Below are 23810 nucleotides of genomic sequence, written 5' to 3' on the forward strand. Positions count from 1 at the left end.
CGATGACCCACGACACCAACCCGGCGTCCGACGCTCCGGACTTTCTCGACGCCGCGTGCACGATCATGATGCCGACGCCAGGCCGCCGGCTCGACACGGAGCGCGAGCGCCGCGCGCAGCCGTCGGCGGCGTCGGCTACGGCACCGCCGCTCGCGCCGCTCGATGCCGCGGTGCCGGGCCTCAATCCCCTGCTGCGCGCCGCCAATCCGCTGCTGGAGTTGGCGCTGCCGTTGCGGCGCCTGACCAGCCATGCGGATCTCGACGCGCTGCGCACGCAGTTGATCGACATGATGCGCACGTTCGAGACGAACGGCCGCGCGTTCGGCGTGCCCGATGCGCAACTCGGCCCCGCGCGTTACTGCCTGTGCACCTTCATCGACGAGGCGATCGCCGCGACGCCATGGGGCGCGGGCGTGTGGGGACAGCGCAGTCTGCTGGTCACGTTTCACAACGAAGCGTCGGGCGGCGAGCGGCTCTTCGCGATCCTGCAGCGCGTCGCGCAGACACCCGCCGCCGATCTCGATCTGCTCGAACTGATCTACGTGATGCTGGCGCTCGGTTTCGACGGACGCTACCGGCTGGTCGAGAACGGCAAGTCGCAGCTCGACGCGATCCGGGAAAGGCTCGCGGAATTGATCCGCGCGCAAAGGCCGCCCGTCGAACGCGGCCTGTCGCCGCATTGGCAGCCGGCCGCGCAGGCTGGCAAGCGTCTGTTCCAGCTTGTGCCACTGTGGGTGGCCGGCGCGTTGGCCGCGCTCGTGCTGGTCGCAACCAGTCTGATCCTGAACCTGCGCATCAACGATTTCTCCGACCCGGTCTTTGCATCGATGCGCTCGATTCGTGTAGCGCCCGCGCCGGTGCTCGCGAACAAGGTGCATGCACAGCCGGGTCTCGCCGCGTCCCTGTCCGGATTCCTCGCGCCCGAGATCGCTCAGGGGCTCGTGTCGGTGAGCGAGTCGGCGGACCGGACCACGGTCACGATCGACAACACGGCGGGCGGCACGCAACTGTTCGCTTCCGGCAGCGCGGATCTCGATCCGCATTTCGTGCCGCTCATGCAGCGAATCGGCGACGCGTTGCGCGACAAGCCGGGCAACGTCGTCGTGGTCGGTCATACGGATAACCAACGAATTCTGTCGGCACGCTTTCCTTCCAATGTGACGCTGTCGCAGGCGCGCGCCGATACGGTGCGTGAATTGATCGCACAGCGGCTGGGCTCGCCTGAGCGTCTGAGCGCGGAAGGGCGCGGCGACACCGAGCCGCTTGCTTCTAACGACACCGCGGCGGGCCGCGCGAAAAACCGCCGCGTCGCCATTGTGATTCTTGCGCCGGGAGCCGCGTCATGAAGTGGTTAGCGTTGTTACGGAAACCTGTCGTCGTATCGCTGGCCGGTGTGCTCGCGCTTGCTGTCGTGCTGTGGTTCGAGGGGCCGCTGGTCGCGGTGGGCGGACATGTGCCGCTCGGCAGCGCGATGAGCCGCCGGGTCGCCATCGGGCTGCTGATCGCGGCCTGGACGATCTATTGGGGCGTGCGCGCTGCGAAGGTGCGGATCGCGCAGTCGAACTTCGTGCGCAATCTGATCGCCAATGCCGCGGACCCCGCGCATCGCGAGCGCAGCGACGCGCAGAAAGCCGCCGACGCCGACCTCGCCGTGCTGCGCGAACGCTTCGAGGCCGCGCTATCGACGTTGCGCCATCACGCGAACGGCGCGCGCGGGACGAACGGCACTGGCGGCACGAAGGGCGGCGGCATGAAAGCGCGTTTGACGTCCTGGATCGGCGCGCGCCGTCACGTGTTGTACGACTTGCCCTGGTACCTGTTCGTCGGCGCGCCGGGCGCCGGCAAGACGACCGCGCTGACCCATTCGGGGCTGCGCTTTCCGCTCGCCGAACGGCTCGGCGCCGAAGCGATCGGCGGGGTGGGCGGCACGCGTCATTGCGACTGGTGGTTCACCGACGACGCGGTGCTGCTCGACACCGCCGGCCGCTTCACGACGCAGGACAGTCATCGCGACGCCGATCGCGGCGCATGGCTCGGGTTCCTCGCGCTGTTGCGCAAGTCCCGGCCGCGCCGGCCGTTGAACGGCGTGATGGTGGTCGTCTCCGCCGCCGATCTGCTGCAGCAGACGGACGCTCAGCGCGCCACGCAAGCGGCCGCCGTGCGCGAGCGGCTGGCCGAACTCGACCGGCAGTTGGGCATGCGCTTTCCGGTGTACGTCGTGGTGACCAAAAGCGATCTGCTGTCGGGATTCTCCGAATTCTTCGACGACCTCGGTCGCGACGAGCGCGAACAGGTCTGGGGCATGACGTTCCCGTATGCGCCGCCCGCTGACGACGCCTCGCACGATGCCGCCGATGCCGCGCCACTGCAACGTTTCCCCGACGAGTTCCGGCTGCTGCATCGGCAACTCCAGGCGCGCGTCGTGCAGCGCATGCAGCAGGAGACCGACGTGCGGCGCCGTGCATTGATCTACGCGTTTCCGCAGCAGTTCGCCGGCATCGAGACCTCGTTGCAGCGTTTTCTCGGTGACGTGTTCGGCGCGTCGCGCTTCGCACGCGCGCCGCTACTGCGCGGCGTTTACTTCACGAGCGGCACGCAGAGCGGCCGTCCGCTCGACCGGATGATGAGTTCGATGGCGGCGGCGCTCGGCCTGCGCCGCGAGGTCCTGCTCGCGGATTCGTCGAGCGGGCGGGCGTATTTCGTCAAGCGTCTGCTGCACGACGTGATCTTCGCGGAAGCGGGCATCGCGGGCAGCAATCTGCGCGTCGAGCGTTGGCGCGCGCGTTTTCAGCGCGTGGCGATCGGCCTCGTGATCGCGCTGCTGAGCGCCGGCCTCGCGGCGCTCTTCATCGGCGACCGCGCGAATCGCCGCTTCGTCGACGCGAGCCGCGAGCAGATCGCCGCGCTGCAAGCGCAGGTTCGGCAGATCGCGCCCGGCGACGACCCGCTCGCCGTGCTGCCCGTTCTCGATGCGGCGCGCGCGTTGCCGGGCGGCGCGGCCGAGCGCGCCGCGCATGGCGCGCCGTGGTGGTCAACGCTGCGCCTCGATCAGCGCGAGAAGCTCGGTCTCGAAGCGGAGCGCGTCTATCAACGTCTGTTGCGCCAGACGCTGCTGCCGATCGTCGTGCAGCGGATGGAGGAAGCGCTGCGCCGCGGCGACGCGAGCAATGCCGTGGGGCAGTACGAAGTGCTGCGCGCGTATCTGATGCTCGGCGATCCGTCGCATTTCGATGCCGGCGCGATCGTCACGTGGGCTATGCGCGACTGGCAGCACGGCTCGCTGCGCAGTGCCACCGACGCGCAGCGCGCCGCGATCGAACAGCATCTCGACGCGCTGTTTCAGCCCGGGCAGTTCGATTCCGGTTTGCCGCTGGATCAGAACCTGATTGCGCAAAGCCGCGCGGCGCTCGCGCGCGTTCCGCTGGCGCAGCGCCTGGACGGCCGCATCCGGCAGCAGCTTGCGCAGTTGCGCCTCGCCGATTTTTCGGTGGCCAAAGCGGCCGGCCCGAGTGGCTTGCTGGTGTTCGTGCGCAGGAGCGGCGCGCCGCTCACGCAAGGTGTCGACGGTGCATATACGCGAGCCGGCTTCGCGGCGTTTCAGCGGCTGCGCGAAGTGGCGCTCGCGAATCTGTCGAAAGACGACTGGGTCCTCGGGCGCAGCGACGCGAAGCTGGATGCGGGCGGCGTCGACGCATTGCGCACGGCGCTCACGCGTCTGTACTACGACGAAGGCATCCGCCAATGGGACGCTTTGCTCGACGATGTGAACGTGGTGCCGTTCAACGCGCCGGAAGCGGGCGCGCGCGTCGCCAATCTGCTGGGCTCGCCGAATTCGCCATTGCGCGCGCTGGTGCAGGCGGCGGCGCGCGAAACCACGTTTGCGGTGCCCGAAGCAGGCAAGACCACGTCGATGGACACGCATTTCCAGCCCTTGCACGACCTCGCGGGCAAGCCGGGCGCCGCGCCGATCGACGAATCGATCGCCGCGCTCAAGGACGCCGCCGCGACCTTGCAGGCGGAAGATTCCGCGCGCCGGCAGTCGTTGCCGTTGCCGTCCACCGCGCCGCTGGATCGGTTGAAGCTGTTGTCGCAAGGCGCGCCCGCGCCGCTTGCGTCGGTGTTGCAGGGCGTGGCAGCCAATGCCGATACCGTGCAGGTGCAAAGCCAGCGTGCGCAGCTTCGCGCGCTGTGGGCGGCGAGTGTCGCGCCGGCGTGCCGGCAGGCGCTCGACGGCCGCTATCCGCTCGTGCTGAGCTCCACTCGCGATGCCGCGCCCGATGACTTCAGCCGGATTCTCGCGCCCGGCGGTCTGATCGACGATTTTTTCCAGAAGAACCTGCAAAGCCGCGTCGATATGTCGGGCGCGACCTGGCGCTGGCGTCCCGAGGCGCGCTCGCTCGGCATCGGCGACGACGTGCTCGCGCAGTTCCAGAACGCCGCCGCGATTCGCGACGCATTGTTCCGCGATGGCGGCCGCGACGTATCGGTCCGCTTCAGCGCGAAGGTGGCGAGCCTCGATCCCGCGGTGAAGCGTTTCGTGCTCGACATCGACGGCCAACAGCTGGTGGCGACGCGCGAGTCGCCCGGGGCCGCCGCGGCGTTCCAGTGGCCGAGCGGCAAAGGCACGGGCCAGGCGCACGTCGAATTCGACCCGCCGCAAACGCCGCCCTTGCACGCCGACGGAGCGTGGGCGCTGTTCCGTTTGCTCGACGGCGCACGTATCGCGCAGGACGGTCAGGCGGATCGTTTCAAGGTGTCGTTCGATGCGGGCCGCGCGACGTTGGCCGTGGCCGCGAGCAGCGTGAACAACCCGTTCCGCGCAGGACTCCTGGACCGCTTTCGCTGTCCGGCGCAACTATGAGGCCGCGCCGCATTCGCGAGACGGGCTTCTACGGCAAGGTCCGCACGCACGGCGATTTTGTCGGCCAGGGGCTCGCACCGGAATTCGTCGCGCGATGGGACCGGTGGCTGCAAGCCGGGATGCTGAAAACGCGTGAACGCTTCGGCGACGCATGGCTCGACAGCTATCTCGCGATGCCGCTATGGCATTTTTCGATGCGGCCCGGCGTCGCCGGCGGGTGTGGCTATGCGGGCGTGATGATGCCGGGCATCGATGCAGTGGGCCGCTATTTTCCGTTTGCGATTGCCTGCGTCATGACGGACGCGGATGAGCCGCCTCGTGACGACGGCGCGCCGGGTGCGGCGTGGCACGAAGCGGCTGCGCGGCTTGCGCTGTCGTCGCTGAAAACGGGCTTTTCGCTGACGGCGTTCGAGGCCGCGCTTGCCGTCTTACCGTCGCAGGAAGCGCACGCGGCGACGGCGAGTCTGCCGTCGGCGGGCGACGCCGATAGCGTGTGGTGGCATCGCACTGCGGCGGGCGAGCGCGGCGCGCTGGTTCGACATCGTCACGACGGTCCGCTCGATACCGCGTTATTCCTGCGGCTTCTCGACAGCCACGCGGCTTACTAGCCGCGCCATCGTGCGTCAAAGACCGAGATCGCGGCGCAGCGCGTCGCGCTGCGCCGCATCCGGGATGGCCTCGACGAGTCTCGCGTGGAACGTCGGCGTGTCGATGACGCCGGCTGCGGCGCGCGCCACGATGATCTTCGCGATCGGCCCGAGATAAGCCGCGAGCTTGTGCGTCGCCTCTTGCAGCAACGCCGCATCGAGGCCCTGGCCGGGGATGAGCTCGGGCGCCGGCCGGTCAGCGTGGCGCAGCGGCCCTAGCTGCGCGAGCAGCGCGTCGAAGTCGCGCCGCGCCGCATCGTCCGCAAAGTGACGCGACAAACGCTCGCGCAGTGTCGCGACGTCGGGCGCATCGGCTGTCGCGCGCCGCATCAGCAGCGTCGCCACCGGGCCGACCTGGCTCGCGAGCCGGCTTTCCAGTTGTGCGATGGCGTGCGGCGCGAATCGCGGTGTCGAATCCGTCGCGGGCGGTTCGAGCACGGCCGGTTGAATCGCGCACGCGATCACGGTGCGCTCGGCGAGACTGTCGTCGCTGGCCGGAGCTTCCACGCCGGGTGTGCCCGATGCCCCCATCGCGCTCAATGTCGCGAGCAGGCTCGCGCGCCACTCGGCAGCGGACTGAAAGCGCTCTGCGGGACGTTTCGCCAACGCTTTGGCCAGTATCGTATCGAGCGACGCGGGCAGGTCAGGCGCAAGCGTCGACGGCGCGGCCGGCGTCACGGTGAGAATCTGCTGCATGACGACACTCGGCGGGCCGTTGAACGGGCAAACACCGGTCAGCATTTCGTAGAGCACGACGGCAGCCGAAAAGAGATCGGCGCGCGCATCGAGCGGCTCGCCGGTGAATTGCTCGGGCGACATGTAACCGGGCGTGCCGATCAGCATGCCCGCCTGCGTCAGATCCGATGTGCCGATTCGCGCGATGCCGAAGTCGGTGACCTTGCATGCGCCGCGCTCCGTAATCAGCAGATTGGCGGGCTTGATGTCGCGGTGCACGACGCCCGCGCCGTGCGCGTAATCCAGCGCGTCGAGCAGTTGCACGAACCAGCCGAGCGCGCGCACGGGCGGCATGCGTTGCGTCGGCCGGATGGCGGCGAGCCGTGCGGCGAGACTTTCGCCGGCGACGTATTCCATCGTGAAGAACGCGGCGTCGCCGGTTTCGTCGCGGGGTTCGTCGCGGGGTTCGTCGAAGTCGTACACCTGCACGATGTGCGGATGAATCAGACGTCCCGCTGCGCGCGCTTCGTTCAGAAAGCGCTGGCGCGGATCGTCGGTCGGGCGTTCGCCGCTCGCGCCGTGCAGCAGGTCGTGGCGGATCGTTTTCAGCGCGACCTTGCGCTCGATCTTCGGATCGAACGCAAGATAGACCACGCCCATCGCGCCACGGCCCAGCACGCGCTCGATCCGGTATCGGCCGATGCAGGCGGGGAGCGTCGCGGCGTGTGCGCCGTGGTTCGGGGGGGCATCGCGCATCGCGCGCTACGCTTCGTCGAGAATTCTGAACGCTTCGGTGAGGCTCGTTCGCATGCGTCCGAACGACACCGCCAGCGACGCGATTTCGTCCGAGCCGGTCGGCAGCGCGGTGGCATCGTCGAGCTTGCCGAGACTGATCGCGTCGGCGGCGCGCGACAGCGTCGCAATCCGCCGCGTGACCAGCAGATGAACCATCACGTTCATCACGACCAGCACCGCCGCGAAGACCGCGGCCAGCGATCCCATGAAGGTGCGCCACAACACGCGGGCTCGCCCGATCGGCTGGGCCATCGGCACCGACACGAACTCCGCGCCGATCACCTCGTTCATGGTCCAGCCGAAGCCGTTCGCCGGGCCGTACTTGTCCAGCACCGTGCGCGGCGCGGCGGACGGCGTGCTGTGGCACGCCATGCACGACGCGTCGGTAATGCGGGTGGGACGCGCGAGAAACAGCGTGCGGCCGTCGGCGCCGTCGCGTTGTCCGGTCAGCTCCTTCAGTGCCGGCCGGTCATGCAGATGGCGGATGACGTCGGTCTCCCAATCGGTCGGCCGGTCGCGCGGATTGGTCGGGTTCAGCATCGTCGACTTGTACGAGAAATTCGGAAATTCCTTTTGCAACTGGTTTAGCATTTCGATCGCGGAAAAGGCGGGGATCGACTCCGGTACGAAGCTGTATTTGATCTGCGTGGCGAGCAGCGGTGTGATGTGCGCGGCGGTGTAATGCTGCATCGATCCCGCCGCGCTGATCATCACGTTTGCGTCATGAAGCGTCTGTTCGAGCGCTTCACGCTGCAGCACGCGCTCCGCGATCACGCCGGCCGCGATCAGCCCGACGGTGAAGATGCCGACGAACACCAGGTTGAACTTCAGAGCGAGGGAGAGTTTCATGGGAATCGGAGTGCGGCGCGTGGCCGGTTGCGGGCAGGGGACGGCGGCGGATAAAGCAGCGTGCGCCAGTCGGGCAGCACGCCAAGGTGGCTGTCGATGGCGTGACGGAACGCCGGGTCGGCGAGCCGCGTGCGAAAGCGGGTTGCAAAGCGCGTGTCGGGCCGGTAGCGGGCGGGCAGCGCGCTGGTGAGCCATGCCGCTATGTCGTCGTAGCTGACGGGCGTGGCGTGCGGCGTGTCGGGCCGCACCGCGTGAGTGTCGAGTTTGACCTCAAGCGGGCGCAGCGCTTCGCGGAAGGATACCGGCATGCCGGCGAGAAAATCGGCCGGCAGGCGCGTGGTGACGACCGGCGGCGCGGCGGCGCTCAACGAGGCGAACTGGCCACCGGAGAACCGCGAGCGAAGCGGCGCATGCTTGCCGTCGATGCGCACCGTGAGCGCCGTTCCACCGGTTTCGACGAATACGGCCGCGTCGCCCGCGCGGGCGTTCGACGCAGTGACGACGATCGCCGAACCGTTGTCCGGCGACGCGCCGACGTGCGTGGTTTCCAGCACCGGTTGCGGGCACGACGATGTCGCGCAGAGGTGCGAGAGCTTGATCCAGCCGTCGAGCAGCGAAACGCGTTCAGCCGGGCCGAGAAGGGTTCGCGTGTCAGGGCCGAGCGCGAGGATGTTGCCGGCGTCGTCCTGCATCTGTAGCGCGCGCTGCGGCGCGGTCTCGACGATGTCGCCGTCTGCCAGCCGATTTCCCGCGCCGCTCGCCGTATCGACGCTGGTCGCGTGGATCACGCGATACGGCCCGTCGGCTTCGGTGACGATCCAGCCGGCGCGCGCGTCGAGCGGAATCAGCGCCGCCAGCAGGGCGCCGCATGCGGCGAGCCGCGAAAGTGCGGATTGTCGGTGAGAGACGGAAGGGGCTGAACTCATGCGCCGGTTTGCCGATCGAAGATCGCGGCTATGACGCCGCACCTTCGACACAACATCCAGCGCTCCCTTTTTATTCCATCGATGGCAAACGCATCAGGTGATGGGCTGCAACACCGCGCTGCTCTGGCTGAACATCGCGCCCACACCGCTTCCGGTAATCTGTTTGCCGATCGCATGCAGGTCCGCCGCGCCCGGTTCGGCGATCAGCGCATAGCTGAGCTCGGCCTGCCGCCAGGTCACGACATCCATCCGGTCGACGCGCTGTTGGGCGAGGCCGGCGTCGGGTTTGGCGTCCTTCATCACGCACAGTGCGACCGGCGGCCCTTCTTTCGGCAAATAGACGATCTGGACCAGCGGCTTGTCGTTAAAGCGCAGACGCTGCACGCGCTTGAACGTGAGTCCCATTGCGCTCAGATCGGGCACACGCAGTTCGAGTCCGTCCTGAGTGCGGATGTCCGCGACGATGCGCGCCGATACATCGGCGGCGGGCGCGCCTAGCGCGACGGTGTCGCGCGAATACAGCTGCTGATAGCCGGCGGCGGCGCGCACCCATGCGGACACGCCGCTGGCCGCGACCTGCTGCGCACCGGCAGGCCCGGCCGTGCCCGGCATCGCGCTTGGTGCGACACGCAATACGATGCCCGTGCAAAATGCGCCGGCGACGAAAGCAACCGCGAGCCAGGGCGCGGCGACACGCATTCTGGAGCGCACCGGTGCGGAACGCGATGCGGATGTTTCCGCCAGGGCGGCAATGGGATCGTTGGCGCCGGCCGCGGTGGCGGCGGCATGTATAGCGACGCCTTCCGGCGCCGAATAGGCTCGCGCGAGTTCGGCGATTTTCTGTGTGAGGCTGTCGGGAACCGGCGGCAGTTTCTGGCGCGCGTACGCCTGCTGATAAGGCAGCCTGGACGCTTCGAGCAGCTCGACGCGCTCGGCGATATCAGCCGATGCCTCGATTGCTTTCTCGACTTCCAGGCGCTCGCCCGGCGTCAGTTCGCCATCGACATATGCCAAGAGCAGGATGTCGTCTATTTTCATCACCCCGGGTCCTTAATATTCGATGCAGCTCTTTGACGCTTTTCGTTCTGACCGCCGAACAGTGCGCCGATGGCCTGGCGCGCCCGCGAAAGCCGGCTCATGATCGTACCGATCGGCACGTCCAGTGCTTCGGCCGCTTCGTTGTAGCTGAGCCCTTCTACGCCTACGAGAAGCATAACGACTCGCTGCGCCTCAGGCAACCGCTGCACGGCGCTGATGATCTGGCCGTCCATCGCGTGCTGCTCCGGTGTGCGCCCATTGGGGTCCGGCACGGTCTCGAGAAAGTCGTCGTCCCAATCCATGCCCGAGCGGCTGCGAACGTTGCGCGCGCGTAATTCGTTGATCCACGTCGACTGAACGATCGAGAACATCCAGCTCAGCGGCGCGGTGCCGGGCTGCAATTGATGCGCGCGTTCCAGCGCGCGCACGCAGGCGCGCTGAACGAGATCTTCCGCGTCGTGCCGGTCGCCCGAAATGCGCAGAGCGAATGCCCAAAGTCGCGGCAGCATGCCTGGAAGCATGCTGGCTAATTCTGCTCCAGTCATCGACATTCGTTCCTTGATGAGTCGCGTAGCTGGTCGGTGATGTCTCGAGACGGATGACAGCGTGCGTGTCGCAACGTGTCGGCGCGGCCCGAAAAGCAGCCAGTTTATCCGCGATCGCGGGTTTCTGCCTGGCACCTCCGTGCCTGTCCCGGCGCTGCCGTGCGGACTGCGTCGCGCGGCTGCGAGCGCGTCAATTGCGCGCCGCGCTAAAGCGCGCTTCTTCCTTCGTACGACGCGCGAACGACACGGCATACGCGGACGACCGCGCGGCTAGCAGAGGATCGTTCGACGCTTCGATGCCTTGCGGCAATATTAGCGGGTCGAAATTGATGTCGCGGCACGGGCCGTCGATTTGCGACTGCGCGCGATCGATCACGAGCGTTCCCGCGTCGATGCTGTCGCGATCGCGTTGCGCGGGCCATTGCCGGGTAGCGTCGTCGACAGGATCGCCCGGCTTCGCTACGGAGATCATCAAACGCCAGCGCAACGGACCTTGTTCCAGCCGCTTGACGAGGCCGTGCGCGAGGAAGTCCGGATCGCCTTCGGCGTCTTCGCCGAGCTGCTGATAAGGCGTTTCGGGCACCACGCGCCAGCGAACATACTGGGCGCGGCGCTCGTGATCGACGAAGCGAAACGCGTCGACACTGAAGTAGGCGGCATTGAAAAATGCCGACGACGGCGGATGCGCGGCGACCCATGCGTCGAATGCCTGCGCCTCGGGGTGTTTGTGCAAAAAGGCCGCCATGTGCGCTGGATTCTGGTGGCCTGTCGCGTCGAGCGCGCGCGCGGAGAGTTGTTCGAACACCGCTTGTGGTGTTCCGACCGCGAAGATGGGCGCCGAATTCATGCCGGTGCGCCACTGTTCGTCGCCGGGCAAGCTGAATAGCAACGCGAAGCTGCGCACGCTGGATTCCGCGTCGGCTTGTGAGGGATTGCTGCCCGGCGCAGAGAATCGCCCGATAACGGGGTATGTACCGGCTTCGAATACGCTGGCTGTGGAAAGCGCCGCGCCGTTGCCATTGCTGTCGAAATGGCCGGTTACGCAAATGCCCTTCGCGTGATTGCGACGGAATCCCGGATGCGGACGCGTCGTCGCTTCGAAGGCGTCGACGATCCATTGCGCGCGAGGTTGAGCGCCATAGGTGGCGCGCGGAAACCAGCCGGCCACATAGGCGAAGACACCGCCCAGCACGCCGACTGCGACGACGATGAGCGCATAGCCAAACCACGGTTTCGTTCGTCGTGACGCGGCGTCTCGATGCGCATGGCTGTCTGTCGCTAATGGTCGTTGCGGAGCGTCTGACACGGTGAGCAGTATTGAGTAATTCGGCAGAAATTATAGTCACTTTGATGTTTTCGTGACGGCGCGTACTTTCGCGTGTGCGGTGCCGGTCGTGAGTGGCGTGGTCCGCGCGTCCACTTGCCGGGAGAAAAGGAATAAGACTGCATGACCAGGTGTTGTACGTGAGCAGATCCGCCAGATAGCGCCCTAAGCGGCGCAATGCGGCCGGACGTTCTCAACCTCCAGAAATACTAAGCGAATGAATAAATCGTGGATTGTGTCTTCTGAAAAGCTCAGTACGAAAACACTGGGTGAACAGTGCGCCAGTTGCACGCATTGCGCATTTGCCGGCAGTGACTTAACGGACGCGACACCCGGCGGCTTCGCCCTCGTGAATGGCGCGCTCACCGCCGGCGACTGGAAAAAGGCCATGCTCAGGCGAGATGGCGTGGTCGCTGACAGTGAGCCGCTGCAGCGCCGGAACGTGAACGACTTCCTTCGTCACGTGCCGGTTGGCGTATTGACGAAGGGCACGCGGCTTCTCCATGTCACACGTGAAGCCGATTGGGTGACCCGGCAGATGGTCGGCGGCCACGTCGAGGACGACTACAGCTTCTTCACCCTGGAGAACAAAGGCAGGGCCGGCACGCACGGCAACGATTTTCGCCGCGTTGTGCAACTGACGTTGATGCAGGACGTTCACTGTTTTTTCGCCGGAAGCTATGCGTTCAAATACTGGAGACCGGTGCAGGAAAGGCTCAGGAACGGCAAAACACAAACCGTGATCGACGACGGGGCGCCGCACGTAGGCGGAGATCTGAAGCACATGATCCTGAATTCGTGGCCGGCGAAATACCGGCCGGCCGCGTGGGCCAGCTGCTCGGAGTGCGAGCTCGCGTTTCACAATTCGGTGATTCCGAAGATCATGCGGGTGGCGTCGATCGGTGTGCTCGGCGACGAGCGCACCGCGGCGCGTCCTCATGTACCGCTCCACGAGATCGCCGTGATAGGCGCCGAGGGCGACAAACACAAGGGAATCGCGGCTCCGTGGTGGATGAATCCGCACTTTCATAACCGCAAGAAAATTGCGCAAGCCGAAGAGCGGTGGAGGCGGCGAAATATAGCGATTGACGAGGCGGAGTCTCTGTTCAAATAACGCGCGGCTTGACGCTTCGCCGTAGTGCCGGGGCGCTCTCGCCCGGCACTACGGCCGATCACAGCACACCCAATACCGACTTGGGTTCGAGAAACGCCTCCAGCCCGAACGTGCCGTACTCGCGTCCGATACCGGATTGCTTGAAGCCGCCGAACGGCGCCGCGGGCTCATGCGCAAGCGTGTTGACAAGCACGCGTCCCGCTTCGATCCGCGAGGCGACAGCGTGCGCGAGTTTATTGTCGCGTGACAGAACATACGCTTGCAAGCCGTACGGCGTGTCGTTGGCGATCCTGATCGATTCTTCGGTGTCGTGATACGCGATGATCGACAGCACCGGGCCGAAAATTTCTTCGCGCGCGATGGTCATCTCGTTCGTGACGCCGCTGAAGATGGTCGGACGGACGAACCAGCCCGTGTCGATGCCCTCCGGGCGCCCCTCGCCGCCGGCGATCAGGCGCGCGCCCTCGTCGATGCCGATGCGGATATAACGCTGCACACGGTCCCATTGCTTGCGGCTGACCATGGGGCCGACGGTCGTTTGCGGGTCGCGCGGATCGCCCGCCTTGATCTGTTCGAGTTCCTGCTGCACCCGCGCTTCGAACTCCGCCAGCCGCGCGCGCGGCACGAGGATCCGCGTTCCCGCGATGCAGGCTTGCCCGCTGTTCATGAAGCCGGCTTGCAGCGCGAGCGGCACGGCCTGATCGAAGTCCGCGTCGTCGAGCACGATCACCGGCGACTTGCCGCCGAGTTCGAGCGTCACGCGTTTGAGCGTTTCGGCACCGGTGCGCAGGATCGTTTTGCCGACGGCCGTGGAGCCGGTAAACGACAGCTTGGCGACGTCCGGATGCGCGTTGATTTCCGCGCCGACCGTTTCGCCCCGGCCGGTGACGATGTTGAAGACGCCCGGTGGCAAGCCGGCATCGTGCAGCGCTTCGGTGACGATGCGCGTCTGCATCGCGCTCATCTCGCTCGGCTTGACGACTGCGGTGCAACCGGCTGCGAGCGCCGCCGCGAGCTTGCCGCAGATGAACCCCGCGTCGCTGTTCCACGGCGTAATCAAACCGGCCACGCCGAGCGGCTGCATGGTCACTTCGGCCATGCCCGCGCGGCGTGTGAACGGATAGTCCTGCAGGATTTGCGCCGTGGCGAGCAGCACGTCGCTCGCGTGGCGCGCCATCCATCGTCCGCGTGACGCGGGCGCACCGTATTCGACGGTGATCGCTTCGTACAACGCGTCTTCGCGGGCGAGCACGGCGGCGTGCATGCGCTTCAACATCTCGATCCGCTTGCGCTTGCCGGTCTGCGAAAACGCGGGAAACGCGCGCTTCGCGGCGGCGATCGCGGCGCGCGCATCCTGCGCGTCGGCAAGGCGCACGCGGCCGATCACCTGCTCGGTCGCGGGATTGAACAGGTCGAACATTTCGTCGCCATGCGGCGTGACGAATCTGCCGTCGATATAAATCGTGTCGATGATCTGCATTGCGTTTCTCCGGAATCGGTTCAATGCTCAAGATAGCCGCATCGTATTGTGCTGACTAGCCGTACAATCATGCATGTCGTAGTGAACGATTTGGGATAATGAAAACATCGGGTCTGGGTGAGCTGGAAGCAGTGCTCGCGGTGTCGCGCCGTCGTAGCTTTCGGGCGGCGGCAATCGAATTGGGCGTGTCGACGTCCGCGCTCAGTCATGCGGTGGCCGCGCTCGAAGCGCGTATCGGCGTGCGGCTATTCAATCGGACGACGCGCAGCGTGTCCTTGTCGGAGGCCGGCGTGCAATTCGTCGCCAGCGTCGCGCCCGCGCTCTCGACGATCCGCGATGCGCTCGAACAGGCCGGCAGCTATCGCGACACGCCGTCGGGGACGTTGCGCATCAACACATCGACGGGTGCTGCGAATCAGGCAATGCCGCTCTTCATCGCGTTTCTGCAACGCTATCCGGAGATGAAGCTCGACCTCGTCACCGAGGGGCGCCTGATCGATATCGTCGTCGACGGATTCGATGCGGGCATCAGGCTGGCGGACACCGTGCCGCAAGATATGATCGCGGTGCCGTTCGGCGACGCGCAGCGCTTCGCCGTGGTCGGCAGTCCGGCGTATTTCGCGCAACACAAACGCCCGCGCACGCCTGCTGAATTGACTGCGCACCGCTGTATCCGCACGCGCATGCCGAGCGGTGCGATCTATCAATGGGAATTCGAGCGGCGCGGCGAGATCGTGCGGTTCGACGGCAAAGGTGCGCTGACGCTCGACGAACCTGGCCTGATGCTGGCAGCCGCGCGTGCCGGTTTGGGGCTGACCTATCTGACGGAGTGGAATGTGGCGGCGGACCTGCAAGCCGGCACACTGGTGCGCGTGCTGGAAGACTGGACACCGCCGCTGGATCGGCTCTGTCTGTACTATCCGGGGCGCCGGCATGTGCCGGCGGGGTTGCGTGCGCTGATCGATATGATCCGCGAAGATGCAGACGCGCGACGCGAACAGAAGCGAAAGCGGCGCAGATAATGTTCTCCGGTGGCGCGGCTCACGGTTCAGTCTACGTGGTTGCGGGCGCCAATATTGCGGCGCCCGCATACCTGCGATTCACCCGCCGCAGTAACTCAACGCAGTAACTCAAGTCAAGCAGCCCTTGAGTGTCTCCGGGACCTTGCCGACGATATTCGTTCGGATAACCAGGTAAATGGTCGGCGCTAAACGGGGATTGTCAACGCTGCTGAAGATATGAGGCGGGACCACGCATCCGTGCATGGCGGGCTCTATACCCCGATTTCACAACAAGGCCCCGTTCTGCGAAGGCATTCCGCATTTATTCACGTCAGTAACAAAGAATTGATATTGAGATGAAGAGAAATTGACAAAGATTATGTATTCGTTTGATCGATGCGTGCTACGGTCAAAAGGACATTTGCGAAGGGAGGGCGAGGCTGGAAAACTGCCTTGCGGTATAGCCACAAACCGGTGCGCGTCCATTCTCCGCACAGACGAACGCTCCGCCAAAACATTGCGCCACGTCGACGTAAATGGTTGAAGGCACGGGTGTTCCGCAACGATTGCCTCGGCCATTGGGGCCTCACTCGCGCGAACCGCATGTCTTCGAAACCTTTTACGATCGCCAGTTTTACGTTATTGTCCTGCACCTAAAATTCGACGACGCGGCCGCATTCGCGCCAAAGTCGCCGGAATGGATTCCGCAGCCTTGACAGTCCCATAACCAATTGATCTGGAAAACAAAGAGGAGATTTTTGAATGTCGTTCAAGTTTCACAAACTGCTGCCGATCAGCGCCGCAGTCGTAGCATTCGCCGCAATGACCACCACGGCATCCGCCGATCAAACCGTCAAGATCGGTCACGTCGGTCCGCTGACGGGGGGCTCGGCTCACCTCGGCAAAGACAATGAAAACGGCGCGCGTCTCGCGATCGAGGAAATCAACGCGAAGGGCCTGACGATCAACGCTCAGAAGGTCACGCTGGTGCTCGACGCGCAGGACGACGCCGCCGACCCGCGCCAGGCTACGCAGGTTGCGCAAAAGCTGGTGGACGACAAAGTCGTCGCGGTGGTCGGCCACCTGAACTCGGGCGCATCGATTCCGGCATCGAAGATCTATAGCGATGCGGGCATCGTGCAGATCTCGCCGTCGTCGACGAATCCTGCGTACACGCAGCAGGGCTTCAAGACGACGTACCGCGTCGTTGCGACCGACGCGCAGCAAGGTCCGGCGCTCGCGAACTACGCGGCGAAAAGCCTGAACGTGAAGACCGTGGCGGTTATCGATGATTCGACGGCATACGGTCAGGGTCTCGCGAACGAATTCGAGAAGACCGCCAAGGCGCTCGGCCTGAAGGTCATGTCGCACGACGCGACCAACGACAAGGCCGTCGACTTCCGCGCGATTCTCACGAAGATCAAGGGCGAGAATCCGGACGCAATCATGTACGGCGGCATGGACGCCACCGGCGGTCCGTTCGCAAAGCAGGCGCGGCAACTGGGCGTGCGCGCGAAGGTGCTGTCGGGCGACGGCGTCTGCACCGAAAGCCTCGCGCAGCTGGCCGGCGCGGCAGCCGGCAATGTCGTGTGCTCGCAGGCAGGCATGGCCGTCGAGCGCATGGACGGCGGCGCGCAATTCGCGGCGAAATACACGAAGCGCTTCGGCCATCCGATCGAATTCGACGCACCGTTCACGTACGACGCGGTGTATATCGTGGTCGACGCAATGAAGCGCGCGAACTCGACTGACCCGTCGAAGGTTCTTGCGAAGATCGCGGGCACCGACTATAAGGGCGTCACCGGTCAGACGACGTTCGATGCGAAGGGCGACCTGCAGCACGGCGTGATCTCGCTGTATGACTACAAGGACGGCAAGAAGACGCTGGTCGACGTGGTGAAGATGTAAGCGGTAAGAACGGATTGGGGCTTCGATGGGTAACACGCCATCGAAGCCCTTTTTGCTTCTCAATGTGTTTCTGAAGCGGCAACTGATATCCGGCTCGCAAGCTCTCTATACCTGATGCCGCCGCGCGCCGACGCCTGTTCGCGCACTCGCCCCAGCGGCCGTACCTTTCCCCCCCGAACTTCCACTCTCCCTCGGCGCTAACCGCGAGCCCATGCTTGCGCATGCGTGCGACCCGCCACGTAATGCCCAGAAAGCGTGCAATCGCGCCCAGGTCGCCAAGGTGCGGGCGAAAGTGGTGGCGAACTAACCGGTTTGTTTGTTGATGCGAAGGCGGCCTGAATGGCCGCCTTTTTTCGGAGCCATCAAACCTTAAGAGAACGTTAAGCAATACATATTGTTACGTATATCGAGGTCATTTTCGCAAATCATCAATGAGTTATGAAATCGAAAGCGTCGGTTCATCCGGCTGACTCAAATCCACTGCAAATTCACCCCGTCTTACCAAATATTTCTTCGCAACCAAAAAAGGACGGGACATGAAGACGATCAGGACATGGAAGCGCACACAAGGCGCCATTTGCGTTGGCGTTGCCTTGCTTGCGGGTCTGTACGCAGTAGGCGCCGTGGCGGGCGACGATCACGCACGTGACCATGAACACGAACATGAGCAAGCGTCAGTGAAGCATGTGCTGCTGATCAGCTTCGACGGATTGCATGAGCAGGATGTCGCGCGTTGCATCGGTTCGAATGCATGCCCGAACCTCGCGTTGCTGGCCAGGTCGGGGACGACCTATACCAACGCGTACACGCCCGGCCTCTCGGATTCATTCCCGGGCCTCGCGGCGCTCGTCACGGGTGGCTCGCCGAAATCCGCGGGCCTGTTTTACGACGTATCTTATGACCGCACGCTCTACGCGCCGTCCGACAACAATTGCACCGGCAAGCAGGGCTGGAATGTCGTATTCGACGAAACCACCGGCATCGATGGCGAGAACGGCGGCGCACTGACCCATCTCGACGGTGGTGGCGCGTTCAATCCGCAGGCCATTCCGCATGCTTTGGTCAATGGTGTCTGTACGCCCGTCTATCCGCATAACTATGTGAAGACCAACACGATCTTCGAAGTGGTCAAACACAACGTGAAAGGCGCTCGCACCGCCTGGGCGGACAAACATGCGTGGGGCTACGACTGGCTCAATGGGCCGTCTGGCGCAGGCGTCGACGATCTGTCGCGCACCGAGATCAATTCGATCGATCCGGCGACGGGGACGAACTACACGGACCTCTACCAGCACACGGAGCAGTTCGACAACTTCCACGTGCAGTCGTTGATCAATGAAATTGACGGCAAGGATTCGACAGGCCGATCGGGCGCCGACGTGCCCACGGTGTTTGGTGCCAACTTCCAGACCTTGAGCGTCGCCCAGAAGGCGACGGTCGCGACCGGCGGCGGCTATCTGGACGCCAGCTTCACGCCGGGTCCGCAGGTCGCCGGCGCGATTGCTTATCTGGACAATGCGCTGGGTCGCATCGTGTCCGAGCTCAAGCAGCGCAATCTTTATGCGTCGACGGCGATCATCGTCACGGCGAAGCATGGGCAGTCGCCGTCCGATCATTCGAAGTTGGTGAAGAACGGCGACACGCTCTCGAAACTGCTGGAAGCAAACAACTACCTGGATCCGAACGGCAACTTCGGACAGAACAGTACGAAGAGCGGCAACCTCAATGACGGCACGGGTCTCGTCGGTACGGGCCTGGTGCAAAGCGATGACGTCGGCCTGATCTGGTTGCGCGATCAAAGCCAAGTGCCCGCTGTCGTGAAGACCCTGAAAGACAACCTGAGCTGCAACGCACCTGGCATTTGCGCGGACGGCCCGCAGGCGTACATTCTGTACGGCCCGCAATTGACCAGCCGGTTCGGCGATCCGGCGCGCGGCCGCACGCCTGACATCGTCGTCCAGCCGAACCCGGGGGTCATCTATACATCGAGTACGGCCAAGGACGAAGAGCACGGCGGCAACGCGCCCGACGACAGCCATCTCGGTCTAGTGATCTACGTGCCTCATGCCCATCACGCCGGACAGAGCAACGACGAGCGTGTACTGACCACGCAGGTCGCGCCGACTATCATGCGTATGCTCGATCTGAAGCCCGAACTGCTGCAATCGGTTGCTATTGAAGGCACGCGTGCGCTGCCGGAGTTCGATCGCGAACGCTTTTAGGCGAAGGGTTGTGCGCCGGGGCTTGCTCCGCCCGACGAGCGGCCCGCCCCGCAGGGCCGGCCGCCTGAGTGGCTACACGGCAAGCCGCTTACGGCGCCGCGACACCTTGCGTCTGCGGCGTATAGGGCTTGTAGAAGCTGGAGCCGGCCCACGCAAGCGTCTTCGCGGTATACAGCGGTGCGCCTTGCGTGTAGTTGGCGCCGCTGCGCCAGTCGCCGGAACCCGTGAATTTGGCCACCGCCGGATACGGGTACACGGGGCGCGACGCGGTCACGACGTCGTTCGAATCGGTCTGATACGTCATGACCGAATTCGGCGCCTTCGCCTGCTCGACCCAGCCGGTCACCTGCGAGACCAGATCGATGTTCGGGAAGCCCTCGCCGCCGCCGCAATGGGCGACGCCCGGCACCACGTACAGTCGTGCGAAATCGCTCACGCTCGACTCGCCCATCGTGCTTTGCATCGCCTCGTAGTAAGCGATCGTGAAGAGCGGCGAGATGTGCTGGTCGGCCCAGCCGTGCCACAGGATCAGCTTGCCGCCGGCGCTCCTGAATGCCGACAGGTCCGGATTGGTCGCATCGTTGAGCGGGTGGTTGGCCTGGAGGAAGCTCGTGTAGAAGCTCGCGTCGTGATAGCCGAACGTGTCGATGTTCGGCATGCTCGGCGAACCCGTGAAGATCAGGTTGTATGCGCCGGTCACGATGTTGTAGCTGAACAGACCCGTGGTCTTCACGGGGGCATCTGTCGAGTTCGTCGTCGGCACTTCGACGCCGACCCAGTTGGCTTCCGAACCGTATTGCGGCGAACCGGCCAGCATGCGCTCACCGGTCGTGGCATCCGTCGGGCCGCTGTAGATCTTCGTGGCGGTGGCGACTTCGGCCGCGCTCAGGCAGTTGGCGGTGCTGGTCGCGCCATTCGCGCACTGGATCGTTGCCGGATCGAAGTGGCAGGTGCGCGGATCGGCCAGCAGGCCGTCGGCCGCACCGCTTGCGCCGCCGCATGCGGCCACGACGGCCTTGTGCAGCACTTGCGCCTTGTCGGCGTAAAGCACGGCGTTGCCGAGGCTATTGCCGGTGGTGCTGTTCGATTCCACGCTCCAGCCGTGATACAGCGAGTTCTGGATCTGGAAGTGAGCAGCCGGTGCGCCGGCGACGATGCCGTTGTAATCGGTCGGGTAGCGTTGCGCTGCCATCAGCGCTTCGCGGCCGCCGTCCGAGCAGCCAATGAAGTACGAGTACTTCTGCGCCTGCCCGTAGTAGGCCTTGATCAGCTTCTTCGCCGTGAGCGTCGTGATGTGCTGACCGCGATAGGCAAAGTCGGCCTGCTTCTGCGTATCCGAAGACCAGCTCGTGTCCTGACCCGTATGGCCCATGTCGGTCGCGGCCGTCACGAAGCCGCCTTGTTGCACCAGCGGGCAGGTGTAGCTGAAGCTGAACGAGCTTTGCTTGGTCGGATCGCTCAGGTTGCCGCACAGGCCGCCGCAACCGAGTTCCGCGAAGCGTTGCGTCCAGGAGCTGACCGGCAACGCGACCTCGAACGTGTTCGACGGTGCGAGCGTGCCTTTCACCGTACAGAAGTTGACGGTGGCGCCATTGACGGTGGCAGCGGTAACGGTAGCCGACGTGATCGAACTGCCTGCGCCGCCGATGTCGGTGATGTCGACCGAAGCGAGCTTCGAACAATCGACGACCGGGTTGACGACGGACAGCGGCGTGGGGCTAAGACCGCCACCACCGCTGCCGCACGCGGCGACGATCGTGGCGCTCACGCAGACAACAGCCAGGGTCAGCAGCGAGGCCGTGCGCGCATGAACGCGCGCGAGCAGCCCGAGGGATTGCCGAGTTCTCATGCTTGCCTCCTTGATGGGTTTTCTTCCTCGAGCACCAGAACCGCCCGCATGCTTCCTGATTGCACGACGCATCCGCGATTGGCGTATTGCCTGTTTGTCTTCATCAATTCACATCTCCTCTTTTAATACTTCGGTTCGCAAAGACGTCTCCAGATCGCCGACCTGTTTGTTGTTCTTCAATCATTCGCGTGGCATGACGCGGCCCTGCGCGCGACGGCGGCCGATAGCGAATCGGGCGTGCCTGCAGGACAGCTCATGTCATCCGCGCTCCGCGTTATTCAATACGCCTAACTTGTTTTTGGGTTGCCGCTTCCAAAGCAGTCGGGCAAAACCTTCTGATGCCGCTGACGCGTGCTTGGCCTGGATGCTCGATGCACATCGTCCTGTCTCTATTCATGATGTCGTGGCGGGTGTGCGCGCTCACTGAGTTTTGACGCGACGTTAGCGGGGCGGGAAGTGGGGTGAAATCGGGGGTTAACCAGAACCATACGCGGGCGGCCAGCCGGCGGCGCGCCAACTCGACCGCTTTCACTTCGTTCGATGTACGTCAGCAGCCCCACGGCACAAGCATTCGCGTCTCGCGCCGGAATCCGGATCGCGCTAGCGCGAGCGTTCTGCACGACGACACGCAATAATTTTTTTAGATGGGGAAAGAGATCGAAAGAGATTGAAAAAGATGGCGTGGTGCGAGGTTCGTCATCCCCATCGATTTGCTTGCCGCGCGAACGCGCCAGTGGACCGATATGGACCGGCCTCGCCTCATCGCGATACGAGGAACAGGGGAGGACGGCGAAAAGCATCGGCTCGCTCCGCCGTTCTATGCGACTTCGTTCCCGAGTCATCTGATCTATTTATCGAGGTGCGCTTTCAAGGGCGCCGGACGAGGCCGTCTCCAAGGGCTGCCGGATTGCGATCGAGCCTTATTCAAAGGGCTTATGAGGGCGTTTCGCGGATTCCGGCGGCACTATGCGGAACAGCCAAAACCCGGATACTCCACTCACACATCTGGTTAACCCGCCCTTTTGGAGCCGGAGCCCGAACCGCTACCTTCAGACCGGATCATTTGGGGAAGGTATGCAAGGCATCGACATGACGGGAAGCGGGATCAACGAGAGCGCGAAGCCACGAGCTTCGGCCGCGCGATAAAACCAGTAAAGGAGACAGGAGAAATCTGATGACAAGCGCAATGACGAGCGGTAAGAGAATTGATATCAAGGCGTTCATCGACGAACGGTCGATCTCGGCCTACCAGTGGCTACTGGTCGCGCTGTGCTTTCTGATCGTGACGGCCGACGGCATGGACGTCGCCATCATGGGATTCGTCGCGCCTTCCATCATTCACGACTGGGGCATTTCGCGCCCCGCATTCGGCCTCGTGATGAGCGCGGCGCCGATCGGTCTGGTGATCGGCGCACTGACAGCGGGACCGGCGTCGGATCGCATTGGGCGCAAGTGGGTGTTGATCACGTCGGTGTTTCTATTCGGCGTCTTCACGATCGCTACCGCGTTCACACAAACACCGACCGCGATGGCGCTGTTGCGGCTGCTGACCGGTATCGGTCTTGGCGCCGCGATGCCTAACTCGACGACGCTGCTGTCCGAGTACGCGCCGCAACGCAAGCGCGCATTGCTCATCACGATCATGTTCACGGGCTTCAACCTCGGTTCGGCGCTGATCGGCTTCGCTGCCGGCTGGCTGATTCCGATTCATGGCTGGCGCTCGGTGCTGATTTTCGGGGGCGCGTTGCCGTTGCTGTTGATCCCGTTCCAGATCTGGCTGCTGCCGGAATCGGCCCGCTTGCTGGCCGTGCGCGGCGCATCGCCCAAGCGTATCGGCGCGGTGCTCGGCCGCGTGTGCGGCGCGCGCTTTGCGGGCGACGAAGTATTCGTTTCGAGCGAACCGCCGCTGCCGACGCGCAAGCCGATCGGCGTGCTGTTTTCGCAAGGCTACGGTTCGATGACGCTTGCGCTGTGGGTCACGTATTTCATGGGCCTGCTCGTGATCTATCTGCTGACAGGCTGGCTGCCCACGCTGATGAAAGACGCGGGTCTCACCGTCACCGCGGCGGCCAACATTACGGCGATGTTCCAGATCGGCGGAACGGTCGGCGCGGTTCTGGTCGGCTGGGTGATGGACAAGGTCCGGCCCGCGCCGGTGATCAGCGCGGCTTACCTGGGCGGTGGTCTGTGCGTGCTCGGGTTGGGCTATATCGGCGCATTGTCTTCATCGCTGGCGTTGCTGGTGTTTGCCGCGGGCTTCTGCATGAGCGGCGCGCAAACCGGTCTGAACGCGTATGCGCCAGGCCGCTATCCGACCGTCGCGCGTGCAACCGGCGTGAGCTGGATGCTCGGCATGGGCCGCTTCGGCAGCATCTTCGGCTCGGCGATCGGCGGTGCGCTGCTCGGCTTCGGCTGGCAGTTCGGCGCGATTCTCGCGATGCTCGCGATCCCCGCTACACTGGCCGCGATCGCTATTCTCGTGAGTCAGCGCGTGAGCGCCGGCGAGACGACGGCAAGCCCGAATGCCGCTCACTGAATGACATAGCAAGGAAACGCGGCGCGCGCGAGTTTTGTCG

The 23810-nt window shown here is 64.5% G+C and carries 16 protein-coding genes; 8 read left to right on the forward strand and 8 right to left on the reverse strand.

From position 1 onward, the window contains the following. The first annotated feature begins 2 nt into the window (after nucleotides 1-2). From tssL to tagF, 3 genes are read left to right on the forward strand one after another with little or no spacing between them, the layout of a single operon-like run. Nucleotides 3-1346 (forward strand): type VI secretion system protein TssL, long form, encoded by a 1344-nt coding sequence (gene tssL / locus ACZ9H4_RS17400; protein ID WP_476119950.1) that lies wholly within the window; start codon nucleotides 3-5, stop codon nucleotides 1344-1346. Then, nucleotides 1343-4861, forward strand: coding sequence for a type VI secretion system membrane subunit TssM (gene tssM / locus ACZ9H4_RS17405; RefSeq protein ID WP_476119952.1), 3519 nt, complete (start codon nucleotides 1343-1345; stop codon nucleotides 4859-4861). Before tssL ends, tssM begins: the two co-directional genes overlap by 4 nt. Next, nucleotides 4858-5469 carry a type VI secretion system-associated protein TagF gene (tagF, locus tag ACZ9H4_RS17410; protein ID WP_476119954.1) on the forward strand — a complete coding sequence of 204 codons (612 nt, stop codon included), beginning with the start codon at nucleotides 4858-4860 and terminating at the stop codon, nucleotides 5467-5469. The genes tssM and tagF overlap by 4 nt, the downstream gene beginning before the upstream one ends. A 15-nt stretch (nucleotides 5470-5484) precedes the next feature. Here tagF and ACZ9H4_RS17415 read toward each other — a convergent pair whose 3' ends face one another. The 6 genes from ACZ9H4_RS17415 to ACZ9H4_RS17440 form a co-directional block, all read right to left on the reverse strand. After that, nucleotides 5485-6939 carry a serine/threonine-protein kinase gene (locus ACZ9H4_RS17415; RefSeq protein WP_476119956.1) on the reverse strand — a complete coding sequence of 485 codons (1455 nt, stop codon included), beginning with the start codon at nucleotides 6937-6939 and terminating at the stop codon, nucleotides 5485-5487. A 6-nt stretch (nucleotides 6940-6945) separates the two neighbouring features. After that, nucleotides 6946-7827 carry a c-type heme family protein gene (locus ACZ9H4_RS17420; protein ID WP_408145422.1) on the reverse strand — a complete coding sequence of 294 codons (882 nt, stop codon included), beginning with the start codon at nucleotides 7825-7827 and terminating at the stop codon, nucleotides 6946-6948. Beyond that, nucleotides 7824-8753 carry a hypothetical protein gene (locus tag ACZ9H4_RS17425; RefSeq protein ID WP_476119958.1) on the reverse strand — a complete coding sequence of 310 codons (930 nt, stop codon included), beginning with the start codon at nucleotides 8751-8753 and terminating at the stop codon, nucleotides 7824-7826. The genes ACZ9H4_RS17420 and ACZ9H4_RS17425 overlap by 4 nt, the downstream gene beginning before the upstream one ends. Before the next feature lie 93 nt (nucleotides 8754-8846). Next, nucleotides 8847-9791 (reverse strand): anti-sigma factor, encoded by a 945-nt coding sequence (locus ACZ9H4_RS17430; protein WP_476119960.1) that lies wholly within the window; start codon nucleotides 9789-9791, stop codon nucleotides 8847-8849. Further along, nucleotides 9791-10336, reverse strand: a complete 546-nt coding sequence (locus ACZ9H4_RS17435; protein ID WP_408145427.1) for an RNA polymerase sigma factor — start codon at nucleotides 10334-10336, stop codon at nucleotides 9791-9793. Before ACZ9H4_RS17435 ends, ACZ9H4_RS17430 begins: the two co-directional genes overlap by 1 nt. 190 nt (nucleotides 10337-10526) lie before the next feature. After that, on the reverse strand, nucleotides 10527-11528 hold the full coding sequence (locus ACZ9H4_RS17440; RefSeq protein WP_476119963.1) for a catalase family peroxidase: 1002 nt from the start codon (nucleotides 11526-11528) through the stop codon (nucleotides 10527-10529). 349 nt (nucleotides 11529-11877) lie between these two features. On the opposite strand from ACZ9H4_RS17440, the gene ACZ9H4_RS17445 reads away from it, so the two are divergent. Beyond that, nucleotides 11878-12774: a hypothetical protein gene (locus ACZ9H4_RS17445; RefSeq protein ID WP_476119965.1), complete on the forward strand. Its 897-nt coding sequence runs from the start codon at nucleotides 11878-11880 to the stop codon at nucleotides 12772-12774. Nucleotides 12775-12832: 58 nt separating this feature from the next. Here ACZ9H4_RS17445 and ACZ9H4_RS17450 read toward each other — a convergent pair whose 3' ends face one another. After that, nucleotides 12833-14254 (reverse strand): aldehyde dehydrogenase family protein, encoded by a 1422-nt coding sequence (locus tag ACZ9H4_RS17450; RefSeq protein WP_476119967.1) that lies wholly within the window; start codon nucleotides 14252-14254, stop codon nucleotides 12833-12835. A 98-nt stretch (nucleotides 14255-14352) separates the two neighbouring features. Here ACZ9H4_RS17450 and ACZ9H4_RS17455 point away from each other — a divergent pair, with 98 nt between their 5' ends. The 3 genes from ACZ9H4_RS17455 to ACZ9H4_RS17465 all read left to right on the forward strand — a co-directional run bounded on the left by ACZ9H4_RS17455 (nucleotide 14353) and on the right by ACZ9H4_RS17465 (nucleotide 19385). Then, nucleotides 14353-15276, forward strand: a complete 924-nt coding sequence (locus tag ACZ9H4_RS17455) for a LysR family transcriptional regulator (RefSeq protein ID WP_408145435.1) — start codon at nucleotides 14353-14355, stop codon at nucleotides 15274-15276. Nucleotides 15277-16017: 741 nt separating this feature from the next. Next, nucleotides 16018-17163 carry a branched-chain amino acid ABC transporter substrate-binding protein gene (locus ACZ9H4_RS17460; RefSeq protein WP_476119969.1) on the forward strand — a complete coding sequence of 382 codons (1146 nt, stop codon included), beginning with the start codon at nucleotides 16018-16020 and terminating at the stop codon, nucleotides 17161-17163. Between the two features lie 536 nt (nucleotides 17164-17699). Continuing rightward, nucleotides 17700-19385: an alkaline phosphatase family protein gene (locus tag ACZ9H4_RS17465; RefSeq protein ID WP_476119971.1), complete on the forward strand. Its 1686-nt coding sequence runs from the start codon at nucleotides 17700-17702 to the stop codon at nucleotides 19383-19385. 88 nt (nucleotides 19386-19473) lie between these two features. Here the strand turns inward: ACZ9H4_RS17465 and ACZ9H4_RS17470 are convergent, their stop codons facing one another. Further along, nucleotides 19474-21234 carry a tannase/feruloyl esterase family alpha/beta hydrolase gene (locus tag ACZ9H4_RS17470; RefSeq protein ID WP_476119973.1) on the reverse strand — a complete coding sequence of 587 codons (1761 nt, stop codon included), beginning with the start codon at nucleotides 21232-21234 and terminating at the stop codon, nucleotides 19474-19476. A gap of 1186 nt (nucleotides 21235-22420) precedes the next feature. Here ACZ9H4_RS17470 and ACZ9H4_RS17475 point away from each other — a divergent pair. Continuing rightward, nucleotides 22421-23770: an MFS transporter gene (locus tag ACZ9H4_RS17475; RefSeq protein WP_408145522.1), complete on the forward strand. Its 1350-nt coding sequence runs from the start codon at nucleotides 22421-22423 to the stop codon at nucleotides 23768-23770. Nucleotides 23771-23810 lie beyond the last annotated feature (40 nt).

The sequence above is a fragment of the Paraburkholderia sp. TE9906 genome, from assembly GCF_056279605.1.

Excerpts from the sequence above, each read along its gene's own strand:
- ACZ9H4_RS17425 (WP_476119958.1), bottom strand. The coding sequence starts at position 8,753 with ATGAGTTCAGCCCCTTCCGTCTCTCACCGACAATCCGCACTTTCGCGG.
- ACZ9H4_RS17465 (WP_476119971.1), top strand. The coding sequence starts at position 17,700 with ATGAAGACGATCAGGACATGGAAGCGCACACAAGGCGCCATTTGCGTT.
- ACZ9H4_RS17475 (WP_408145522.1), top strand. The coding sequence starts at position 22,421 with ATGACGAGCGGTAAGAGAATTGATATCAAGGCGTTCATCGACGAACGG.
- ACZ9H4_RS17435 (WP_408145427.1), bottom strand. The coding sequence starts at position 10,336 with ATGACTGGAGCAGAATTAGCCAGCATGCTTCCAGGCATGCTGCCGCGA.
- ACZ9H4_RS17420 (WP_408145422.1), bottom strand. The coding sequence starts at position 7,827 with ATGAAACTCTCCCTCGCTCTGAAGTTCAACCTGGTGTTCGTCGGCATC.
- ACZ9H4_RS17460 (WP_476119969.1), top strand. The coding sequence starts at position 16,018 with ATGTCGTTCAAGTTTCACAAACTGCTGCCGATCAGCGCCGCAGTCGTA.
- ACZ9H4_RS17450 (WP_476119967.1), bottom strand. The coding sequence starts at position 14,254 with ATGCAGATCATCGACACGATTTATATCGACGGCAGATTCGTCACGCCG.
- ACZ9H4_RS17415 (WP_476119956.1), bottom strand. The coding sequence starts at position 6,939 with ATGCGCGATGCCCCCCCGAACCACGGCGCACACGCCGCGACGCTCCCC.
- tssM (WP_476119952.1), top strand. The coding sequence starts at position 1,343 with ATGAAGTGGTTAGCGTTGTTACGGAAACCTGTCGTCGTATCGCTGGCC.
- ACZ9H4_RS17455 (WP_408145435.1), top strand. The coding sequence starts at position 14,353 with ATGAAAACATCGGGTCTGGGTGAGCTGGAAGCAGTGCTCGCGGTGTCG.
- tagF (WP_476119954.1), top strand. The coding sequence starts at position 4,858 with ATGAGGCCGCGCCGCATTCGCGAGACGGGCTTCTACGGCAAGGTCCGC.
- ACZ9H4_RS17470 (WP_476119973.1), bottom strand. The coding sequence starts at position 21,234 with ATGAGAACTCGGCAATCCCTCGGGCTGCTCGCGCGCGTTCATGCGCGC.
- ACZ9H4_RS17445 (WP_476119965.1), top strand. The coding sequence starts at position 11,878 with ATGAATAAATCGTGGATTGTGTCTTCTGAAAAGCTCAGTACGAAAACA.
- tssL (WP_476119950.1), top strand. The coding sequence starts at position 3 with ATGACCCACGACACCAACCCGGCGTCCGACGCTCCGGACTTTCTCGAC.
- ACZ9H4_RS17430 (WP_476119960.1), bottom strand. The coding sequence starts at position 9,791 with ATGAAAATAGACGACATCCTGCTCTTGGCATATGTCGATGGCGAACTG.